Source organism: Pseudarthrobacter oxydans, assembly GCF_030812335.1.
Classification (GTDB): Bacteria; Actinomycetota; Actinomycetes; order Actinomycetales; family Micrococcaceae; genus Arthrobacter; species Arthrobacter oxydans_B.
In genome coordinates this window covers 66,219-84,071 of record NZ_JAUSSN010000009.1, presented here as the reverse complement: position 1 = coordinate 84,071, position 17,853 = coordinate 66,219, and the positions used below count along the sequence as shown (strand labels likewise).

General features: G+C 70.3%; 16 protein-coding genes. 4 read left to right on the top strand and 12 right to left on the bottom strand.

The window, feature by feature from the left end:
• Positions 1–68: 68 nt before the first annotated feature.
• From J2W14_RS15380 to J2W14_RS15335, 10 genes are read right to left on the bottom strand one after another with little or no spacing between them, the layout of a single operon-like run.
• On the bottom strand, positions 69–776 hold the full coding sequence (locus tag J2W14_RS15380) for a DUF5134 domain-containing protein (RefSeq protein ID WP_307464091.1): 708 nt from the start codon (positions 774–776) through the stop codon (positions 69–71).
• A gap of 9 nt (positions 777–785) precedes the next feature.
• The gene (locus J2W14_RS15375; RefSeq protein WP_307464088.1) at positions 786–1,913 is read right to left on the bottom strand and encodes an XdhC family protein; all 1,128 of its coding nucleotides are present in this window, start codon (positions 1,911–1,913) and stop codon (positions 786–788) included.
• Positions 1,906–2,766 (bottom strand): SRPBCC family protein, encoded by an 861-nt coding sequence (locus tag J2W14_RS15370; protein ID WP_307464086.1) that lies wholly within the window; start codon positions 2,764–2,766, stop codon positions 1,906–1,908. Before J2W14_RS15370 ends, J2W14_RS15375 begins: the two co-directional genes overlap by 8 nt.
• Positions 2,766–4,079, bottom strand: coding sequence for a vWA domain-containing protein (locus J2W14_RS15365; RefSeq protein ID WP_307464085.1), 1,314 nt, complete (start codon positions 4,077–4,079; stop codon positions 2,766–2,768). The genes J2W14_RS15370 and J2W14_RS15365 overlap by 1 nt, the downstream gene beginning before the upstream one ends.
• Before the next feature lie 5 nt (positions 4,080–4,084).
• On the bottom strand, positions 4,085–5,008 hold the full coding sequence (locus J2W14_RS15360) for an AAA family ATPase (RefSeq protein ID WP_307464083.1): 924 nt from the start codon (positions 5,006–5,008) through the stop codon (positions 4,085–4,087).
• Complete coding sequence (locus J2W14_RS15355; protein ID WP_307464081.1) at positions 5,005–5,655, bottom strand: nucleotidyltransferase family protein; 651 nt, start codon at positions 5,653–5,655, stop codon at positions 5,005–5,007. Before J2W14_RS15355 ends, J2W14_RS15360 begins: the two co-directional genes overlap by 4 nt.
• Positions 5,639–6,634 carry an XdhC family protein gene (locus J2W14_RS15350; RefSeq protein ID WP_307464079.1) on the bottom strand — a complete coding sequence of 332 codons (996 nt, stop codon included), beginning with the start codon at positions 6,632–6,634 and terminating at the stop codon, positions 5,639–5,641. Before J2W14_RS15350 ends, J2W14_RS15355 begins: the two co-directional genes overlap by 17 nt.
• A 1-nt stretch (position 6,635) precedes the next feature.
• Positions 6,636–9,029: an aerobic carbon-monoxide dehydrogenase large subunit gene (locus J2W14_RS15345; protein ID WP_307464077.1), complete on the bottom strand. Its 2,394-nt coding sequence runs from the start codon at positions 9,027–9,029 to the stop codon at positions 6,636–6,638.
• Positions 9,026–9,595, bottom strand: coding sequence for a (2Fe-2S)-binding protein (locus J2W14_RS15340; RefSeq protein ID WP_307464075.1), 570 nt, complete (start codon positions 9,593–9,595; stop codon positions 9,026–9,028). The genes J2W14_RS15345 and J2W14_RS15340 overlap by 4 nt, the downstream gene beginning before the upstream one ends.
• Positions 9,596–9,600: 5 nt before the next feature.
• Complete coding sequence (locus J2W14_RS15335; protein ID WP_307464073.1) at positions 9,601–10,479, bottom strand: FAD binding domain-containing protein; 879 nt, start codon at positions 10,477–10,479, stop codon at positions 9,601–9,603.
• Between the two features lie 120 nt (positions 10,480–10,599).
• On the opposite strand from J2W14_RS15335, the gene J2W14_RS15330 reads away from it, so the two are divergent.
• Together J2W14_RS15330 and J2W14_RS15325 are read left to right on the top strand one after the other, a co-directional pair.
• The gene (locus J2W14_RS15330; RefSeq protein WP_307464368.1) at positions 10,600–11,580 is read left to right on the top strand and encodes a LysR family transcriptional regulator; all 981 of its coding nucleotides are present in this window, start codon (positions 10,600–10,602) and stop codon (positions 11,578–11,580) included.
• Between the two features lie 140 nt (positions 11,581–11,720).
• Positions 11,721–12,038: a DUF6457 domain-containing protein gene (locus tag J2W14_RS15325; RefSeq protein ID WP_307464072.1), complete on the top strand. Its 318-nt coding sequence runs from the start codon at positions 11,721–11,723 to the stop codon at positions 12,036–12,038.
• Between the two features lie 323 nt (positions 12,039–12,361).
• Here J2W14_RS15325 and J2W14_RS15320 read toward each other — a convergent pair whose 3' ends face one another.
• Complete coding sequence (locus tag J2W14_RS15320) at positions 12,362–14,713, bottom strand: FdhF/YdeP family oxidoreductase (RefSeq protein ID WP_307464071.1); 2,352 nt, start codon at positions 14,711–14,713, stop codon at positions 12,362–12,364.
• Positions 14,714–14,925: 212 nt separating this feature from the next.
• Between J2W14_RS15320 and J2W14_RS15315 the strand changes: the two genes are divergently transcribed.
• The gene (locus tag J2W14_RS15315) at positions 14,926–15,771 is read left to right on the top strand and encodes a dienelactone hydrolase family protein (RefSeq protein ID WP_307464069.1); all 846 of its coding nucleotides are present in this window, start codon (positions 14,926–14,928) and stop codon (positions 15,769–15,771) included.
• Positions 15,768–16,013: a tryptophan-rich sensory protein gene (locus tag J2W14_RS15310; protein ID WP_307464067.1), complete on the top strand. Its 246-nt coding sequence runs from the start codon at positions 15,768–15,770 to the stop codon at positions 16,011–16,013. Before J2W14_RS15315 ends, J2W14_RS15310 begins: the two co-directional genes overlap by 4 nt.
• Before the next feature lie 30 nt (positions 16,014–16,043).
• On the opposite strand, the gene J2W14_RS15305 is transcribed toward J2W14_RS15310, so the two are convergent.
• Complete coding sequence (locus J2W14_RS15305; protein WP_307464066.1) at positions 16,044–17,849, bottom strand: long-chain-fatty-acid--CoA ligase; 1,806 nt, start codon at positions 17,847–17,849, stop codon at positions 16,044–16,046.
• Positions 17,850–17,853 lie beyond the last annotated feature (4 nt).

The window sequence follows — 17,853 nt, the reverse complement described above, 5'->3', positions numbered from 1 at the left end:
GGCGGCCCGGCCGGCCAACGCCCGGCGCGTCCGGCAGCCTCGCGTCACGCAGCTGAGGTCCTCAACCCTCAGACCGCGAGCGCCGCGAACATAGCGGCCATCGACGTCGAACCCGCGAACTCCAGGAATGCGTCGCCGCTGCGCGGACGGCCGGGAGTGCGGAGCCGCCGGAACAGGAGCAGGCCCCACACAGCTCCGGCAACCCCGAAGGCTAGCGCCAGGGCGAGAGCGGGCTGGCTTCCCCAGCCTTGCTCCGCCCCGGGCAGGGAACCCGACAGGGACAGCCCGACGACGGGGCCGCCGTGGTGCGGCGTCTGGCCCGGAAGGCCCGCGGCTTCTGGAATCGCCAGCGTGCCGCCGGCCACGTGGAGGTCCATCGCCGCCAGCATGAATGCCATCGCCGTCATAGTCAGCGAGTTGTAGAGCAGGACGCCACGGCCGGCTCCCCCTGCCCGGCGGCAGTGCTCCGGCCCGGAGACTGACCCAGGTGGCCTAGTGACGGGAACGGGCAGTCCTCCGGCGGGCACACGGCGCCGGGAGACGGCACGGAGGGCGAACCACCAGGCGGCCAGGCCGAAGAACACGATCTGGGGGAGTGCGGGCCACCGGAGTCCGGGAAGGAGCATCGCCATCATGGCAACCAGCATCGCGGCGTGGAGAGCGAGACCGACGCGGGCGGCCGGTGGGGACTTACGGCCGGCGCGGACGGACGCGTACAGCGACGCTGCCAGCAGCAGTGCCGTCAGCGCCCAGCGCAGGACCTCGTTTCCGATCACAGTGCCCGGTCAGCGCTGCTCGTCGTGGTGGATCCGCTCGTCGAGCTGCCGGAGCGGTTCCCCGCTACCGCTCCACTGCTTGGCAATGAATTCCGCGGCGATCGACACCGCTGTCTCCTCGGGCGTCCGGGCGCCAAGGTCCAGGCCCACGGGGCTGTGCAGCCGCGCCAGCGCCTCCTCGCCCAGGCCCGCCTGACGCAGCCTGGCGATCCGGTCCGCGTGGGTCCGGCGCGAGCCCATGGCGCCGATGAAGGCGATCGGCGGGCCGCGCAGGGCAACCTCCAGCAACGGAATATCGAACTTCGGATCGTGCGTCAGGACGCACAACACGGTGCGCTCATCGACCAGGCCTTTGTCCAGCTGCTCGGCGAGGTAGCGGTGCGGCCAGGCGTTGACTACCTCCGCCGCATCGGGAAAGCGTGCCGGGGTGGCGAACACCGCCCGGGCATCGCACACCGTGACGCGGTAGCCCAGGAACGCGCCCAGCCGGGCCAGCGCCGCGGCGAAATCGATCGCGCCGAAGACCAGCATCCGCGGCGGCGGGGCGTAGCTCGCGAAGAACACCCGCATGCCGGTGTCCAGGCGTTCCCCGTCGGGGCCGTAGCTCAGGACGCCGGACCTGCCGGCGGCGAGCAGGCCCTGGGTGTCATCGCCCACCGCCTGGTTGGCCCGCTCGGAACCGAGGTTCCCCTCGAAGCCGTCCGGCCGCACGACCAGGTGCCGTCCCGGCCAGCTGCTGTCCGGATGTTCGATCACCGTGGCGACCCCGACGCGCCGCTGCCCGGCGATGTCCTGCCGGACGGCGTCGAGTTCCGGGAAGCTCTGCCGGGACACCGGCTCGACGAAGATGTCGATGATTCCCCCGCAGGTCAGGCCGACGGCGAACGCGTCGTCGTCGCTGATCCCGTAGCGCACCAGGACGGGAACGCCGTCCTCCTTGACCTGCGTGGCCAGCTCGTACACGGCACCCTCGACGCAGCCGCCCGAGACCGAGCCGACCGCTTCCCCGCCGGCGGTGACGAGCATCGAGGCGCCGGGCAGCCGGGGAGCTGACTTGAAGGTGCTCACCACGGTGGCCAGGCCGGCGGTTTCACCCTTCTGCCAGCCCGGCATCATGGCCGCCAGGACATCACGCACGGTCGGTCTTCAGCCTTCCGATCGCCCGGACCAGCCGGAAGGCGGAGCACCGGCCCGCCCAGTAGGAGACACAGGCCACCACCGCCACGAGTGCCAGGACCTTCCCCGGGCTGGACAGCTGATCCGCCGCGATGCCCTTCGCCAGACTGAGGGCGTCCAGGCTGCCGGCGCCGGCGGGCGCCGGGGCAGGCGCGGCTGCAGCCCGGCCCCCGGCGGGCGCTGACACCTGCGGGGCCGCTGCGGGCACGGCGCTCGCCGGCACGCCGGGAAGTTCCGCCGCCGGGGCCGGGGCCGTCGCCGCGGCGACCTTGGCTGCGGCGGCTGCCGCCTCCGTCTCCGCGTCGAGCCCGGCCGCGGGCACGGGCGCCGGCAGGTCGCCTGCTGCCGGCGTTCCGGCGGCGGCAGGCGCGGTGATCATGGCCTGCAGGTTGCTGGCGAACAGGGCCATCATCTGCTCGGTGACACTGCCAATGACGCCCTTGCCCATCGCGGCGGCCTTGCCGGACAGTGACAGTTCGGCGTTGACGGTGCCGCGGGTGGTGCCGCCGGCCTCCTCCGTCAGCTCCAGGGTCACCGTGGCCTCCGCGGTGCCCTGGCCGCGGGTTTCCTGGGCTTTGCCGCCGAGCACGGCGCGGTGGTCGGCGGCGTTGCGTTCGATCACGTTGAGCAGCCCTTTGTACTGCATGTTGACCGGGCCCAGCTTCACGGTCATGCCCACCTGGTAGGCGTCGTCGGAAAGCTTGTTCAGGATCCGGGCGCCGGGGACGCAGCCGGCCACACGTTCGAAGTCCATGAGGGTGTCCCAGACGGTGTCGATCGGTGCGACGACCGAGAAAGCACTGTTGATCTGCATTAGGTCCCACTTCCGTTGAATGATGACCGGCCGATAAGTGATGACCGGCCGTTGAGTGATGCCTGGCCGTCGCCGCGGATTGCGGCCGCGACCTCTGCCAAAGCGGTGTAGCTGTGTCCGCTGACGAAGGCGTCGCAGTAGGGCAGAGCCGCCGCCATGCCGCCCACCAGCGGCTGGTAGTGCGGGGCGGCCTTGCGCGGATTGACCCAGATGATCCGGTGCGCCAGGCGCCGCAGCCGCGCCATCTGGGCCGCCACCTGTCCGGGGTCCTCCTGAGCCCAGCCGTCCGAGAAGATCACCACCACCGCGCCCCGGGCCAGGCCGCGGCGGCCATGTTCGTCGACGAAGTGCCGGATGCTGTCGGCGATCCGGGTGCCGCCGGCCCAGTCCGGGGCGGCCACGGCGGCACGGGCCAGGGCCGCGTCCGGATCGCGCAGCGCGAGCTGCCGGGTCAGGCGCGTCAACCGGGTGGAAAACACGAAGGCCTCGGCGCCGGCGGTCGCCACGGCGCCCTGGAGCAGCGAGACGAAGATCCGCGCATACGGTTCCATGGAGCCGGAGACGTCGCAGAGCATCACCAGCTTCCGGCGCTGCTTCCGGCGCCGGGCATACAGCAGCCGCGTGGTGTCGGTGCCCGAGCGTCGGGCCGCGCGGACCGTGGCGCGGACATCCAGGCGGGCGCTGCTGTGGGCGGACTTGCGGGTGCGGCGGCTCAGGCGCGTGGGGGTGGCAAGCAGCAGCCGGGATGCCAGCCGCCTGATTTCCAGGACTTCCGCCTCGGTGAGCTGCGCGAAGGACATCCCGTGCAGCCGCTCCTCGGTGGAGGCCATGGCCAGCACCGCCTCCCGTTCCGGGGCGTTGCGGTCCCCGCTGCCGTCCGGTCCCGCGGAGGCAACCGCCGGCGCTGTTTCGTGCGGCGCCGTCGCCTGTCCGGGGGCACGGTCCCCGGCCGGGGAGGGCCGCGTGCGTGCCTGCTCGGGGCTGGCGGGCGGGGACGCCGCGGGCTGCGCGGCGCTGCTGCGGTGCGCGGACGGGTCGAAGCCGCCGCGGAAGACCTCGGCGAAGACGGCGTCGAACACCGGCAGCTGCCCGCGGGCGGACACCAGCACCACCCGGGCCGCCCAGTAGAGCCGCTCGACGTCGGTGGGCGGGATCAGGCGGAGGGCCTCCGCCAGCCTGACGGCCCGGTCGGGCGAGCACGTCAGCCCGGCCCGGCGCAGGGCGGTGACGAACGCCGCGGACAGGGCAGCTGCCTCCACCGCGGGGGGTGCGGCGGCAGTGTTCTTAGTGTTCCGGGTGGTTGGGGCGGTCACCGGGCTCACCCGCCCGTGCCGGCCACGAGCCAGTCGGCCCCGCGCGCGCCGACCAGCTCCAGGTCATCGCGGTTCTTGACGATCGAGCCGAGCGTCCGGTCCGCCGTCGTGGCGTCGATGTGCTCGATGCCCAGCACGGCCAGGGCGGACACCCAGTCGATGGCCTCGGAGATCCCCGGCGGTTTGGCGAGGTCCAGGGTGCGCAGCCTGGTGATCACCGCGGCGGCCTGGAGCGCCAGCGGTCCGCTGCTGGCGGGCACGCGCCGGCGCACGATTTCCGCGATCCGCTCCGGCCCGGGGTAGTCGATCCAGTGGTAGAGGCAGCGCCGGGTCAGGGCGTCGTGCAGGTCCCGCGTCCGGTTGGAGGTCAGGATGACAATCGGAGGGTGGGTTGCCCGGATGGTGCCCAGCTCCGGGATGGTGACCGCGGCCTCGGCGAGGAGTTCGAAGGTGAAGGCCTCGAACTCGGCATCGGCCCGGTCGATCTCGTCCAGCAGGAGGACCGCGGGGCGCGGGCCGGGATGTTCGATCGCCTGCAGCAGCGGCCGGCGCAGCAGGTACTCCGGGCCGAAGAGGTCCGTCTCGGTGACGGAGGCGTCCCGGACTTCCGCCAGCCGGATCCCGAGCAGCTGGCGCTGGTGGTTCCACTCGTAGAGGGCCTCGCCGGCGTCGATTCCCTCGTAGCACTGCAGGCGGTACAGCGGCGTGTCCAGCAGTTCGGCCAGGGCCTTCGCCGCCTCGGTCTTGCCGACGCCCGCCTCGCCCTCCAGCAGGATGGGCTGCGGCAGCCGGACGGCCAGGAACAGCGCCGTGGCCAGCCCGACGTCGGCCAGGTAGTCCCTGCTGTCCAGCGCCTCCATCAGCGAGGCGACGTCGGGAACCCTGCGCTGGACGTCCTCCTCCGCGCCGGTGCGGGCCGCGGTGTTCATCGCGCGCCCTGCAGACCCGCGAGGACCCGGCGGTAGTCCTCGTCCGTGTCAACATCCGGCGGGACGGGGCCCGGAACCCGGAGTTCGACGACGTCGCCCGACCGCTGCTCCAGCAGTTTCCAGACTCCCTTGTCGCCGTGCAGGGCGCCCAGTTCCGGGAGCATCCGCCGGGTGAACGCCAGGGGGTGGCCGACGCCGTCGTCGTAACGGCAGACGGCGATGCCGGGGGCGCCCTGGCCGGTGCCCGGCCCGCTGGTGAACAAGCGCTCCAGCAGGGCCCGGACGGTGTCGGCCCGGACGCCCGGCTGGTCCCCGAGCAGCAGGACGACGGCGTCCGTGTCCGGGCGGAGTGCGGCGATGCCGGCACCGATCGAGGAGGAACAGCCCGCGCCGAAGTCAGGGTTGAGGACGATCTCGCAGCCGGTCGTGTCGACCCTGCGCTGCACCTCCCCGGCGGCACCTCCCAGGGCCAGCACGGTCTGGTCGAAGCCGCAGTCGCGGGCGGCCGCGAGCGCGGCGTCGAGGAGGACACCGCGGCCGTAGGGGAGCAGTTGCTTGGGCCGGCCCAGCCGCCGCGACGCACCTGCCGCCAGGATCAGCCCCGCCGTCCGGTGCGCGGGAGCTGCGCGTTCAGGGGGTGAGGACATAGCGCTCCGGATCTTTGCGGAAGGCCGCACGGCAACCGGGCGAGCAGAAGTACATGGTGACGCCGTTGTGCTCGAGCTGCAGCGAGGAGTCTGCGGCGGCGACGGTCATGCCGCAGACGGGGTCGACCGCCGTCGCCGGGGTGTCCGCCGCAACCGCCGTCGCCGGGGTGTCCGCCGCAGCCGCCGGGGCCGGGGATGTTGTGGCCGACGCCGTCACCTGCGCCGCCGTCGGCGCGGTCACCGTGGCGGCGTGCCCTGACCTGGCCCGCTCCTGGATGAGCTGGGCCAGGATCGAGAGTGCGATCTCGCCGGGGGTGCGGGCACCCAGCTGCAGCCCGGCGGGGGTGAAGACGCGTGCGCGCAGCACCGGGTCGACGTCGAGGGATTCCAGCACCGCGGCTCCCCGCGTCCTGCTGGCCACGAGCGCGACATAGGGCACGTCGGCGCGCAGGGCCGCCTCGAGCGCGGCTTCCTCCGCTTTGCCGTGTGAGGCCACGATCAGCGCGGCGTCGTCGGCCCGCGGCGCCGCTGATTCGCCGTCGGTGAGTTCCACGGTCAGGCCCACGCCGGCGCCGAGGGTCTCCAGGGCCTGGGCCACGGGAGTGGTGCCGACCACGACGACCCGGGCCGGCGGGATGCGGGGCTGGAGGAAGATCTCGATCGCACCACCGCTCAGGCAGGGGTTGGAGACCTCCACGACGCCTTCCCCGGCGGTGCGGGACGGCTCGCCCGGGACCACGCGCAGCAGAAGGGGTTCCTGCGAGGCAAGGACCTGCCGGCTGTACTCCCGCACCGAGGACTCGACGCAGTTCCCGCCGACGAAACCCTGGATCTCCCCGTCGGGGAGCACCAGGGCGGTGTCCCCGGCGTGGGCGCTGGTGGGATGCTGGGCGCGGACCACCGTGGCATGCACGAACGGCTCACGCCGGGAGGCAAGGTCGTTCGCCCGGGCCGTGAGGGTGTCTGTTGTCGTGGTCATCCTAGATCGGCGGCCTTGCCCGGCCCTGCATGGCGGCCCAGACCCGGGCCGGGGTGCAGGGCATGTCCATGTGAACCACCCCGTAGGGGGCCAGCGCGTCAACGACGGCGTTTACGATCGCCGGGGGAGAGCCGACGGTGGCGGACTCGCCGATGCCTTTCGCGCCGATGGGGTGGTGCGGGGACGGGGTGATGGTGAAGCCGGTCTCCCAGTCCGGCACTTCCATTGCGGTGGGGATCAGGTAGTCCATGAAGGAACCGCCCAGGCAGTTGCCGTCGGCGTCGAACTCGATGATCTCCATCAGGGCCATCCCGACGCCGTCGGTCAGCCCGCCGTGCACCTGGCCCTCGATGATCATCGGGTTGATCCGGGTGCCGCAGTCATCCACGGCGATGAAGCGGCGCACCTTGACGTGTCCGGTGCCCGGATCGATGTCGACCACACAGATGTAGGCCCCGAAGGGGAACGTGAGGTTCGGCGGGTCGTAGGTGATCTCGGCGTCGAGGTTGCCATCGACGCCTTCGGGCAGGGTCATGGTGCCGTGGGCCGCCATGGCGATCTCGGAGATGGTCTTCCCGGCGCCGGGGTCGCCCTTGACGAACCAGCGGCCCTTCTCCCATTCGAGGTCCTCCGGCCGGGTCTCCAGCATTGCCGCGGCGATCAGCTTCGCCTTCTCCCGCACTTTCCGGGCGACGAGCGCGACGGCGCCGCCGCTGACCGGCGTCGAACGGCTCCCGTAGGTGCCGAGGCCGAACGGTGTCTGGTCGGTGTCGCCGTGGACGACGTCGATGTCCTCCGGCGGGATGCCGAGTTCCTCGGCGACGATCTGCGCGAAGGTGGTCTCGTGGCCCTGGCCCTGGCTTTGCACCGAGAGCCGGACCACGGCCCTGCCGGTGGGATGGACGCGCAGTTCGGCGCCGTCGGCCATGCCGAGGCCCACGATGTCGAAGTGTTTGCGCGGGCCGGCGCCCACCGTTTCGGTGAAGAAGGAGATGCCGATCCCCATCAGTTCGCCGCGCTCCCGCTTCTCCCGCTGCTCGCGGCGGAGCTCGTCGTAGCCGGCCAGCTGCATGGACAGCCGCATGGCCGGTTCGTAGTTGCCGGAGTCGTAGACCCAGCCGGTCTTGTTGGCGTAGGGGAACTGCTCGGGCTTGATGAAGTTCTTCAGCCGCAGTTCCGCCGGGTCCATCTCCAGCTTGCGGGCCAGGATGTCCACCATCCGCTCGACGAGGTAGACGGCTTCGGTGACGCGGAAGGAGCAGGCGTAGGCGACGCCGCCGGGGGCCTTGTTCGTGTAGACGCCTGTGACGGAGCAGTAGGCGGCCTTCAGGTCGTAGCTGCCGGTGAAGATGGAGAAGAAGCCGGCCGGGTTCTTGGTCGGCTGCGCGGTGGCGTTGAACGCGCCGTGGTCGGCCAGGACGTTGGTGCGCACCGCGAGGATCTTGCCGTCCCTGGTGGCCGCGATCTCGCCCTGCATGATGTAGTCGCGGGCGAAGGAGGTGGACATCAGGTTCTCCGAACGGTCCTCCACCCACTTCACCGGCTTGCCGGTGACGATCGAGCCGACGACGGCGAGGATGTAGCCGGGGTAGATGCCGACCTTGTTGCCGAAGCCGCCGCCGATGTCCGGGGACACCACCCGGATCTTGTGCTCGGGGATCCCGGCGACGATCGCGAAGAGGGTGCGGTGCGCGTGCGGGGCCTGGGTGGTTTCGTAGAGGGTCAATTTGCCGTCGACGGCGTCGAAGTCGGCGATCGCGCCGCAGGTTTCCATCGGCGCGGGGTGCACCCGCGGGTAGACCATCTCCTGGGAGACGACGACGTCGGCGCTCGCGAAGACAGCCTCGGTTTCGGCCTTGTCGCCGATTTCCCAGTCGAAGATGTGGTTGTCCGTCTTGCCCTCGATCTCGTCGCGGATCACGGGGGCGTCGGCGTCGAGGGCTTTGCGGGCGTCGATGACCGGGGGCAGGACGTCGTATTCGACGTCGATCAGCTCCAGCGCGTCGCGCGCGGCGTAGCGGTCCTCGGCCACAACGAACGCGACCTCCTGGCCCTGGAAGCGGACCTTGTCCGTCACGAGGACGGCCTGGACATCCGCGGAGAGCGTGGGGGCCCAGGCGAGCTTGAGGCCCAGCAGGTCCTTCCCGGTGATGACGGCGAGGACCTTGGGGTGGGCGAGGGCGTTGGTGGTGTCGATGGAGACCAGCCGGGCGTGCGCCACCGGGGCGCGCAGGATGGCCCCGTGCAGCATGCCGGGCAGGACGATGTCGTCCAGGTAGTTGCCTTTGCCGCGGACAAAGCGCGGATCTTCCTTCCGCTGGATCCGGCCGTAGCCGATCGGGCGGTCCTCGTCGCCGGCCGCCGGGTTGCTGGGCCGTTCGTGGATGATGGTCATGCCTTCACCTCGTTGTCTGCTGTTTCCGCTATTTCCGCGGGGAGGTCCTCGATGACGGTGTCCGTGCCGTCGATGACCTCGTCCACCGTGGCGTCGGTGTCGCCGCCGGCCGGGTGGGCGGCGGCCCACTGCACCGACCGGACGATGGTGGCGTAGCCGGTGCACCGGCAGATCTGGCCCGAAATGGCCTGGCGGATCTCGGTGGTGTCCGGGTGCGGGTTCTTGTCGAGCAGGGCGCGGGCGGTGAGCATCATGCCGGGGGTGCAGAAACCGCACTGCAGCCCGTGTTCCTCCATGAAGCCCTGCTGGACCGGGTCGAGGGTGGCGCCGCTGGCGAGGCCCTCGACCGTGCGGATGTCGTGTCCGGCAGCCATCGCCGCGAGGACGGTGCAGGACTTCACCGGCTGGCCGTCCATCAGGACCACGCAGGTCCCGCAGTTGCTCGTGTCGCATCCCCAGTGGGTCCCGGTCAGGCCCAGGACTTCCCGGATGTAGTGGACCAGGAGCACCCGGGGCTCAATGTCGGACGTGACTTCGTTGCCGTTGACGGTCATGCTGATCTGCATCCGCTTCAGCCTTCCTGTGTCTGGGCGGCGCGGGTACAGGCCTGCCGCAGTACCCGCCGGGTGAGTTCGTCGGCGAGATGCCGTTTGTAGTCAATCGGGCCGCGCTGGTCGGCCACGGGGTCGCAGGCCGCTGCGGCGAGCCGTCCGGCTTCCACGAACAGTTCCTCCCGGGGCTGCTGGCCGCGGAGCAGGTCGGCGGCCCCGGCGATGGTGTGGTCGAGTCCGAGGGCGGTGAGTCCGACGGCGGCGTCGGCGATGGTGCCGTCCGCGGCCAGCGTCACGGACGCGCCGGCGGCGCCGACCGCCCAGTCGCCCACGCGGCGTTCGACCTTTTCGTAGGCGCTGCCCGACCGGGGGCGGACCGGGATGCGGACCTCACAGAGCATTTCGTCCTGCCCCACCGCCGTCTCGTAAGGTCCGCGGTGGAAGTCCGCCATGGCCAGGATGCGCTCGCCGGCCGGTCCGCGGATCACGGCTTCGGCACCCAGCACGTCGCAGACCGTGGACAGGTCCTCGGCCGGGTCGGCCTGGCAGAGCGAGCCGCCGATGGTGCCCCGGTTCCGCACGACCGGGTCGGCGATCACGGCTTCGGCGTCCCGGACGATGGGGAAGAGCGCCGCGATTTCGTCGGACTCCAGGAGCGTCGTGTGGCGCGTCAGGGCGCCGATCCGCAGTTTGTCGCCGTCGCGCAGGATGAAGTCGAGTTCGTAGAGGTCGTTGATGTCGATCAGCCACTCGGGCCGGGAGAGCCGGAGCTTCATCATCGGCAGGAGGCTGTGGCCCCCGGCGATGACCCGCGACTCCGCACCGTGGCGGGAGAGGAGTTCAAGGGCGTTGTCCACCGATGTGGCCCGAACATAGTCGAAAGGAGCCGGAATCTGCATAGTCCCCACCTCACGCCAAGGCGCTGGCAACGTCGCGCAGCACCGATCTGAGGCCAGTCTTGCCCTGCCCGGGACGGAGTGTCAATATCGTCATAAGCGAAAGGTTATGACGCCGTGTCGATGACATTGAGCCAGCTCCGCACGTTCGCCCTCGTTGCCCGTCTCGGCTCGCTGCACGCTGCCGCGGAGACCCTCGGCGTCAGCGAACCGGCGGTTTCCTCCGCCCTGACGGCGCTCCGGCAGGACCTCGGCGATCCGCTCTTCGTGCGCGCCGGGGGTGGCATTGCCCTGACACCCGGCGGCCGGGCGCTGGCCGAATATGCCCAGGACATCGTCGGGCTGGCGGACCAGGCCCGCTGGGAGGTTTCCAACGCCAAGAACGACGCCGGGCGGCTGAAGATCGTGGCCACCGCGCCCTTCGCCGAACATGCGGCCGGACGGCTGCTGGACCTGTTCACCAAGCGTGTTCCCGGCGCTTCGGTGGACGTGGTGGTCGAGGCGGCCGAGGACCTTGCCTCGCTGCTGCACGAACGGGCGTACGACATCGCCCTGGGCGCCCGGCCGACGGCGCCGGCGGGGACCGCGGTGACCAGTCCGGGGCTGAAATGCGTGCCGTTCCTGCGCTACCAGCGCACCCTGGTCGCCGCGGCGGGGCATCCGCTGGCCCGGCTCCCCGGACCGGTGTCCGTGGCCCGGCTGCTGGACCGGCCGTGGTTTGCCGGACCGGCGGGGATCCAGGACAGCTCGGAGGAGGGCCGCTGGCTGGCGTCGATGGGGGTGGCGCCGGAGATCATCCGGCTCAGCAGCGAGACGGAAGCCCTGGCGGCGGTGCGGGCGGGGGAGGGCATCATGCTGGTGCTCGGCCACATCGTCCGTTCGGAGCTCCAGGGCGGGGTCCTCGTCCGGCTCCCCGTCGTCGGGACCCCCGTCACCGGGTTGTGGTGGGCGAGCACCCTGGACAACCACCGGACCACCACGATGGCGCGGACGCTGCAGCGCTTCGCCGGAACCGCCGACGCTACTGCGGCGATGGTTGCTCCCGGCGGCTCCCGGGGACTGGAACGCCGGGGATCGAAGTTCCACGTCGCGTTGTGGAGCTGAGGCAGTTCAGGCGACGGTCGGTTCCGGCGTCGGCTGGTTCCGGCGTCGGTTTTGCCTGTGTCGCGTTGCGGAACCCCGGCGTGGGTGCTAACCCTTGTGGGAACGCCAATCGGCTGACGCACCAATGAAGAGGAGCAACAATGACTTTGACCCGGGACGAAGACAGCGCACTGCGGCACTGGAGCGCCCGCCTGATTCAGGCACTGCAGATCCTTGATCTGGAAGTAGACCACGACAAAATCGTCCAGGTCGCGGATGAGTCGCTGAAAGCCGTCGGGCCGCACGCGGACGCCATCAGCGCGTTCATCGTCGGATACGCCGCGGGAACCGCGTCGACCGACGGCAGGAAGAGCACGCAGGAGGCCGTTCACGCGGCGTCCAACAAGGTCCTCGAGCTCTGTGAGGAAGGCGAGTCCGGCGGCCCCGACGAAAAGGGCTGGGCCAAGCGCGCCCAGTAGCCCCAGGATCCCGGCCCCCCGGGGGACATGCCCTCCCTGAGCGCAAGCGCATGGACATGTGGGCACGATGTCCGGTGGCCGCAGCCAAGGTGGGGCATGTCCTCCGGAGGACCTGGCACACCACGGGGGACATGCCCTCCCTGAGCGCAAGCGCATGGACATGTGGGCACGATGTCCGGTGGCCGCAGCCAAGGTGGGGCATGTCCCCCGGAGGACCTGGCACACCACGGGGGACATGTCCTCCCTGAGCGCAAGCGCATGGACATGTGGGCACGATGTCCAGTGGCCGCGGCCAAGGTGGGGCATGTCCCCCGGAGCGTGCCCTATTGCGTGCGGGCCGCGCCGGACGCCACGGTGGTCGAACCGTCCGGGGTCTGGTCCTCGCTCGGTTCGAGCCGCACGATCACGGCCTTGGATACCGGGGTGTTGCTGCCTTCCGCCGTGTGGTTCAGCGGCACCAGCACGTTCGCCTCCGGATAGTACGCCGCCGCGCAGCCGCGGGCCGTCGGGTAGGAGACCACCCGGAACTTGCGGACCATACGCTCCACACCGTCCTGGTACTCGCCCCTGATATCCACGAACATTCCGTCCGCCAGGCCCAGCTCGGTGATGTCGTCCGGGTTCACGAACACCACGTGGCGGCCCTTCTTGATGCCCCGGTAGCGGTCGTTGTGGCCGTAGATGGTGGTGTTGAACTGGTCGTGGGAGCGCATGCTCTGCAGGATCAGGGTGCCCGCCGGCTTCTCCACGTGCTCCAGGTCGTTGACGGTCAGCACCGCCTTGCCGGTGGGGGTGGGGAAGGTGCGGGAATCCCGCGGGCCGTTCGCCAGGATGAAGCCGCCCTCATGCCGGATCCGCTCGTTGTAGTTCTCGCAGCCGCCGACGACCCGCGAGATGTGGTCCCGGATCAGGTCGTAGTTCTTCTCGAAGCCGTCCCAGTCGGCTTTGATCTTGTCCCCGACCAGCGCCTTGCCGAGCCGGCTGACAATCGCCGGTTCGGAGAGCAGGTGGTGCGAGACCGGCTCGACCTTGCCCCAGGAGGGGTGCACGGCGCAGACCGTGTCCTCCACCGACACGAACTGCGGGCCGGACTCCTGGATGTCGATTTCGCTCCGGCCCATCGTGGGCAGGATCAGGGCTTCTGCGCCGGTCACCGTGTGGGACCGGTTTAGTTTCGTGGAAATCTGCACGGAGAGTTCGGTGTTCTGCATGGCCGCTTCGGTGGCGTTGGTGTCGGAAATGGCGCCGACGAAGTTCCCGCCGAGCGCTATGAACGCCTTGATGCCGCCGTCGCCCATCTTGTTGATGGTTTCCACGGCGTCCACGCCGTGGTCGCGGGGCGGCTCGAAGCCGAACTCCTCACCGAGGGAGTCCATGAAGGACTGGGGCATCTGCTCCCAGATCCCCATGGTGCGGTCGCCCTGGACGTTGCTGTGGCCGCGGATGGGCGAGGCTCCGGCGCCGGGCTTGCCGATGTTCCCGCGCAGCAGGAGCAGGTTGATGATCTCCTTGATCGTGGCCACGCCCTTCTTCTGCTGCGTGATGCCCATGGCCCAGGTGATGATGACTTTCTCGGCCTTCAGGTAACGGGCCGCGAGTTCATCGATTTCCTCGGTGCGCAGGCCGGTGGCCAGCAGGACCTCCTCCTCGTCCAGCAGGCTGAGGTGTTCCTTGAGTTCGTCCAGCCCCTCGCAGTGCTCGGCGAGGAACGCGTGGTCCAGGACGGTGCCCGGGTTCCGGGTCTCGGCGTCGAGCACACGCTTGGAGATGGCCTGCAGCAGCGCCATGTCGCCGCCGATGCGGATGTGCAGGAACTGGTCCGCGATCTCCGTCCCGCGGCCGATGATGCCCTTGACCTTCTGCGGGTTCTTGTAGCGGCGCAGGCCGGCCTCCGGCAGGGGGTTGATGGCGACGATCTCGCCGCCGTTTTCCTTGCACGCCTCCAGCTCGGTCAGCATCCGCGGGTGGTTGGTGCCGGGGTTCTGGCCCATGACGATGATCAGGTCAGCCTTGGCATAATCATCAAAGCTGACGGTGGCCTTGCCGATGCCGATGGTCTGGCCCATGGCCCAGCCCGAGGACTCGTGGCACATGTTGGAGCAGTCCGGCAGGTTGTTGGTGCCGTAGCCGCGGACCATCAGCTGGTAAAGGAAGGCAGCCTCGTTGGAGGTGCGCCCGCTGGTGTAGAAGGCGGCTTCGTCCGGTGAGTCCAGGGCCTTGAGCTTGTCCGCGATGATCCGGATCGCCTCCGGCCAGCTCACCGGCTTGTAGTGGTCCTCGCCGGCGGGCTTGTGGACCGGCTCGGTGAGCCGGCCCTGCATCCCCAGCCAGTACTCGGAATGCGTCCGCAGTTCACTGACGGAATGTTCCGCCCAGAACTCCCGGCCGATGACCACCGGCGTCGCCTCCCAGGTGACGGCCTTCGCGCCGTTTTCGCAGAACTCGAAGGCCTTGCGGTGGTTCGGGTCCGGCCACGCGCAGCTGGGGCAGTCGAAACCGTCCTTCTGGTTCATCGCCAGCACGGTCTTGCGCGTGCGGTTCAGGCCCATGTGTTCGATCGCGGGCTTCATGGAGTGCAGCACCCCGGGGATGCCGGCGGCCCAGTCCTTTGGACCGTCGCCGACCACGAGGTCCTTTTCGTCGTTTTCCTCGACCTGGGGATTCTTGCGGGTCACGTGAACTTCCCTTCTGCAACCACAGCCTGCTCAGGCCGTGGGTCTCTACTAATAAGCACCCTACCTTTTGGCCTGTCACAGGCCTATCAGCTGGGTCGGAGCGCCGCAAGGGATCTGCCGTCGACGGCGGCGCCACGGTTCCGTAGCATGTGCGGTACGCGGGGCGGCTGAAGTGACTCCAGCAGTGCCGCCCGGAACCGAGGGGGCCGTCCATGCCGGAACACCGGGAACCGTCGGAGCAACGGGAGACGTTGGAGGGCTTCACCGAATCGACCTTCAGCCACGGCGGCATCCGCCACCAGGTCTTCCGGGCCGGGGCGGGCCCGGCCGTGATCCTGATCCACGAGGTTCCCGGGATCCACCCGGGCGTCCTGGACCTCGGCCGCCGGCTGATCGACCGGGGCTTCACGGTCTACCTTCCCTCGATGTTCGGGCGGCCCGGCGGCAAGGCGGGCGAGGGGATCGTGAAGTCCATCGCGAAGGTGTGCATTTCCCGCGAATTCGCCGTGCTGGCGAACCGGAGCAGCCCGGCCACGGGGTGGCTGCGTGCCCTCGCCGCCCAGGCGCACCGGGAGTGCGGCGGTCCCGGCGTCGGGGCGATCGGCATGTGCATGACGGGGAGCTTCGCCCTGGCGATGGCGCTGGAACCGGCAGTCCTGGCGCCGGTCATGAGCCAGCCCGCGCTGCCGGCGGGCCTGACCGCGCGGAGGCGGGCCGCCGTCGGGCTGGACGACGGCGAACTGGCGCAGGTGAAGGAACGGACCAGCCAGGGACTCCGGCTGCTCGGTTTGCGGTTCAGCAACGACCGGGGATGTCCGGCGGAACGCTTCGCCACCCTGCGGCGTGAATTCGGTGGGAGCTTCGAGGGCATTGAGGTCGATTCCTCGCCCGGAAACGCGTACGGCATCTCCCCGGCCGCGCACTGCGTCCTGACTGTGGACCTGGTGGACACACCGGGGCACCCGACGAAGGCGGCGCTGGAACGGACCATCGAATTTATCGGCGAGCGGCTGCGGCCGGACACGGCGGCGGCGACGGAAACAGGGGAGCAGGAATGAAACTCATGACGGCGCTCTACGCGGACCTGGCCGTGAGCTCCGCCGTCGACTTGGACAGCGACGGCGCAGCCGCGGAGTGCGCCGTGCTGACGGCGAGCAGCGCCGACCGGGTGCGGCGGACGCACCGCCTGAACCGCGGCGCCGGCGTGTCCCTGGCCCCCTGCGCCCTGTGGTGCGGCTTCGCCACCGTCCTGTCGACGGCGATCGCGCGGCTTAATCCGGGACCGGGCCGCCAGCGGTAACCAGGCCCCGGGCACCAGCGGCCCCTCGGTTCAGTGCCCTGCGACGAGGGTGTCCCGGATTTCCCGGCGGAGGACCTTGCCGATGAGCGAGCGGGGCAGGGAATCGAGCACCACTACCCGGCGCGGCACCTTGTAGGCGGTCAGGTGTTTCCGGGCAAAAGCCAGGAGCGCGTCGGGATCGATGGTGGTACCCGGGATCGGCACCACGGCGGCGACCACGTCCTCGCCGCCTCCGGGGCGCGGCAACCCGACCACGGAGACTTCCGAAACACCGGGGAACGTGGCGAGGACGTCCTCCACCTCGCTGGGGGAGACGTTGAACCCTCCCGTGATGATCAGCTCCTTGATCCGGTCCCGGATCGTCACGAAGTAGTCGTCGTCCACGGAGACGATGTCGCCGGTGCGGAACCAGCCGCCGTCGAGCAGCGCCTCCTCGGTCTCCTCCGGGCGGTTCCAGTAGCCGGAGAACACCTGCGGGCCGCGGATCAGCAGTTCCCCTTCCTCGCCCGGGGCGCGGTCCAGCGCGACGTTCCTGGGATCCACCACCCGGATGTCGGTCAGCGGGAACGGCACCCCGACGGTGCCCGGCTTCCGGCTCGGGCCGAAGGGGTTGCCGATCGCGATCGGGGACGTCTCGGTCAGTCCGTAGCCCTCGATCAGGTAGCCGCCGGTCGCCTTCTCCCAGGTCTCCACCGTCGACGTCGGCAGGTTCATGGCCCCGGAAATGGAGAAGCGGATGCTTTCCAGCCCGATGCCGCGTTCCGCCGCCGCGGCCGCGATCCGGTCGTAAATCGGCGGCACGGCCGGGAGGAAGGTCGCCGGGGACTTCTTGAGCGCCTTCAGCACCAGGTCGACGTCGAACTTCGGGAACAGGACCAGCTTCGCGCCGATGCTCAGGGCAAACGTCATGCAGAGCGTCAGGCCGTAGGCATGGAACATCGGCAGCACCGCGTACACGGTCTCCCGGCCGTCCTTGAGCCCCGGCACCCACGCCCGGCCCTGCGCGGCGTTGGCCTGCAGATTGGCGTGGCTGAGCATGGCGGCCTTGGGCAGTCCGGTGGTGCCGGAGGTGTACTGGAGGACGGCGAGGTCCCGGGCCGCGGGGCGCGGATGTTTCCGCTTGAGTTCTCCGGCGTCGAGAAGCTTCCGCCAGGGCAGCACCGGGCGCGCGGCGGGAGCCGTCCGGCCCCTCGGCTCGTTCCTGCCGACGGAGAGGGCAGCGCGGGCCTTGCGGGCCGCCGGAACCGGAAGGCGCAGCGCCAGCCGCTGCAGGAGCGGCATCGCGGGGATGAGTTCCACCGAGACGATACTGCGGAGCCCGACGTCGGCCGGCAGCTGGCGGACCCGTTCCACCGCTTTGTCCCAGACGATCGCAACGGCGGCCCCGTGGTCCTCGAACTGGTGACGCAGTTCCCGGTCCGTGTAGAGGGGATTGTGCTCGACGACGACGGCGCCGAGGCGCAGCACGGCGTGGAAGGCAACGATGTGCTGCGGGCAGTTCGGCATCACCAGGGCAACCCGGTCGCCGGCCTTGACGCCGAGTTTCTCCAGCCCGGCGGCGGCCCGGCTGATCAGCGTGCCGAGCTCGCGGTAGCTGGTGCGGGCGCCGAAGAATTCCAGGGCGGTCTTGGACCCGTAGCGGCGCACGGAGCTGTCCATGAGGTCCACGAGTGAACCCTCGGGGAGCACCAGGTCCGCCGGAACCCCGGGCCCGTAGGCACCGGTCCACGGGCGGTCACGCCAGGGCTGCCCGTGCTGCTCGTGCTGCCCGGGCTCCCGGGCAGGGCCGTCCGGGCCCTTGCCGTGGGGCGCCGTCCGCGTCGATTTCTTCTTCATCATC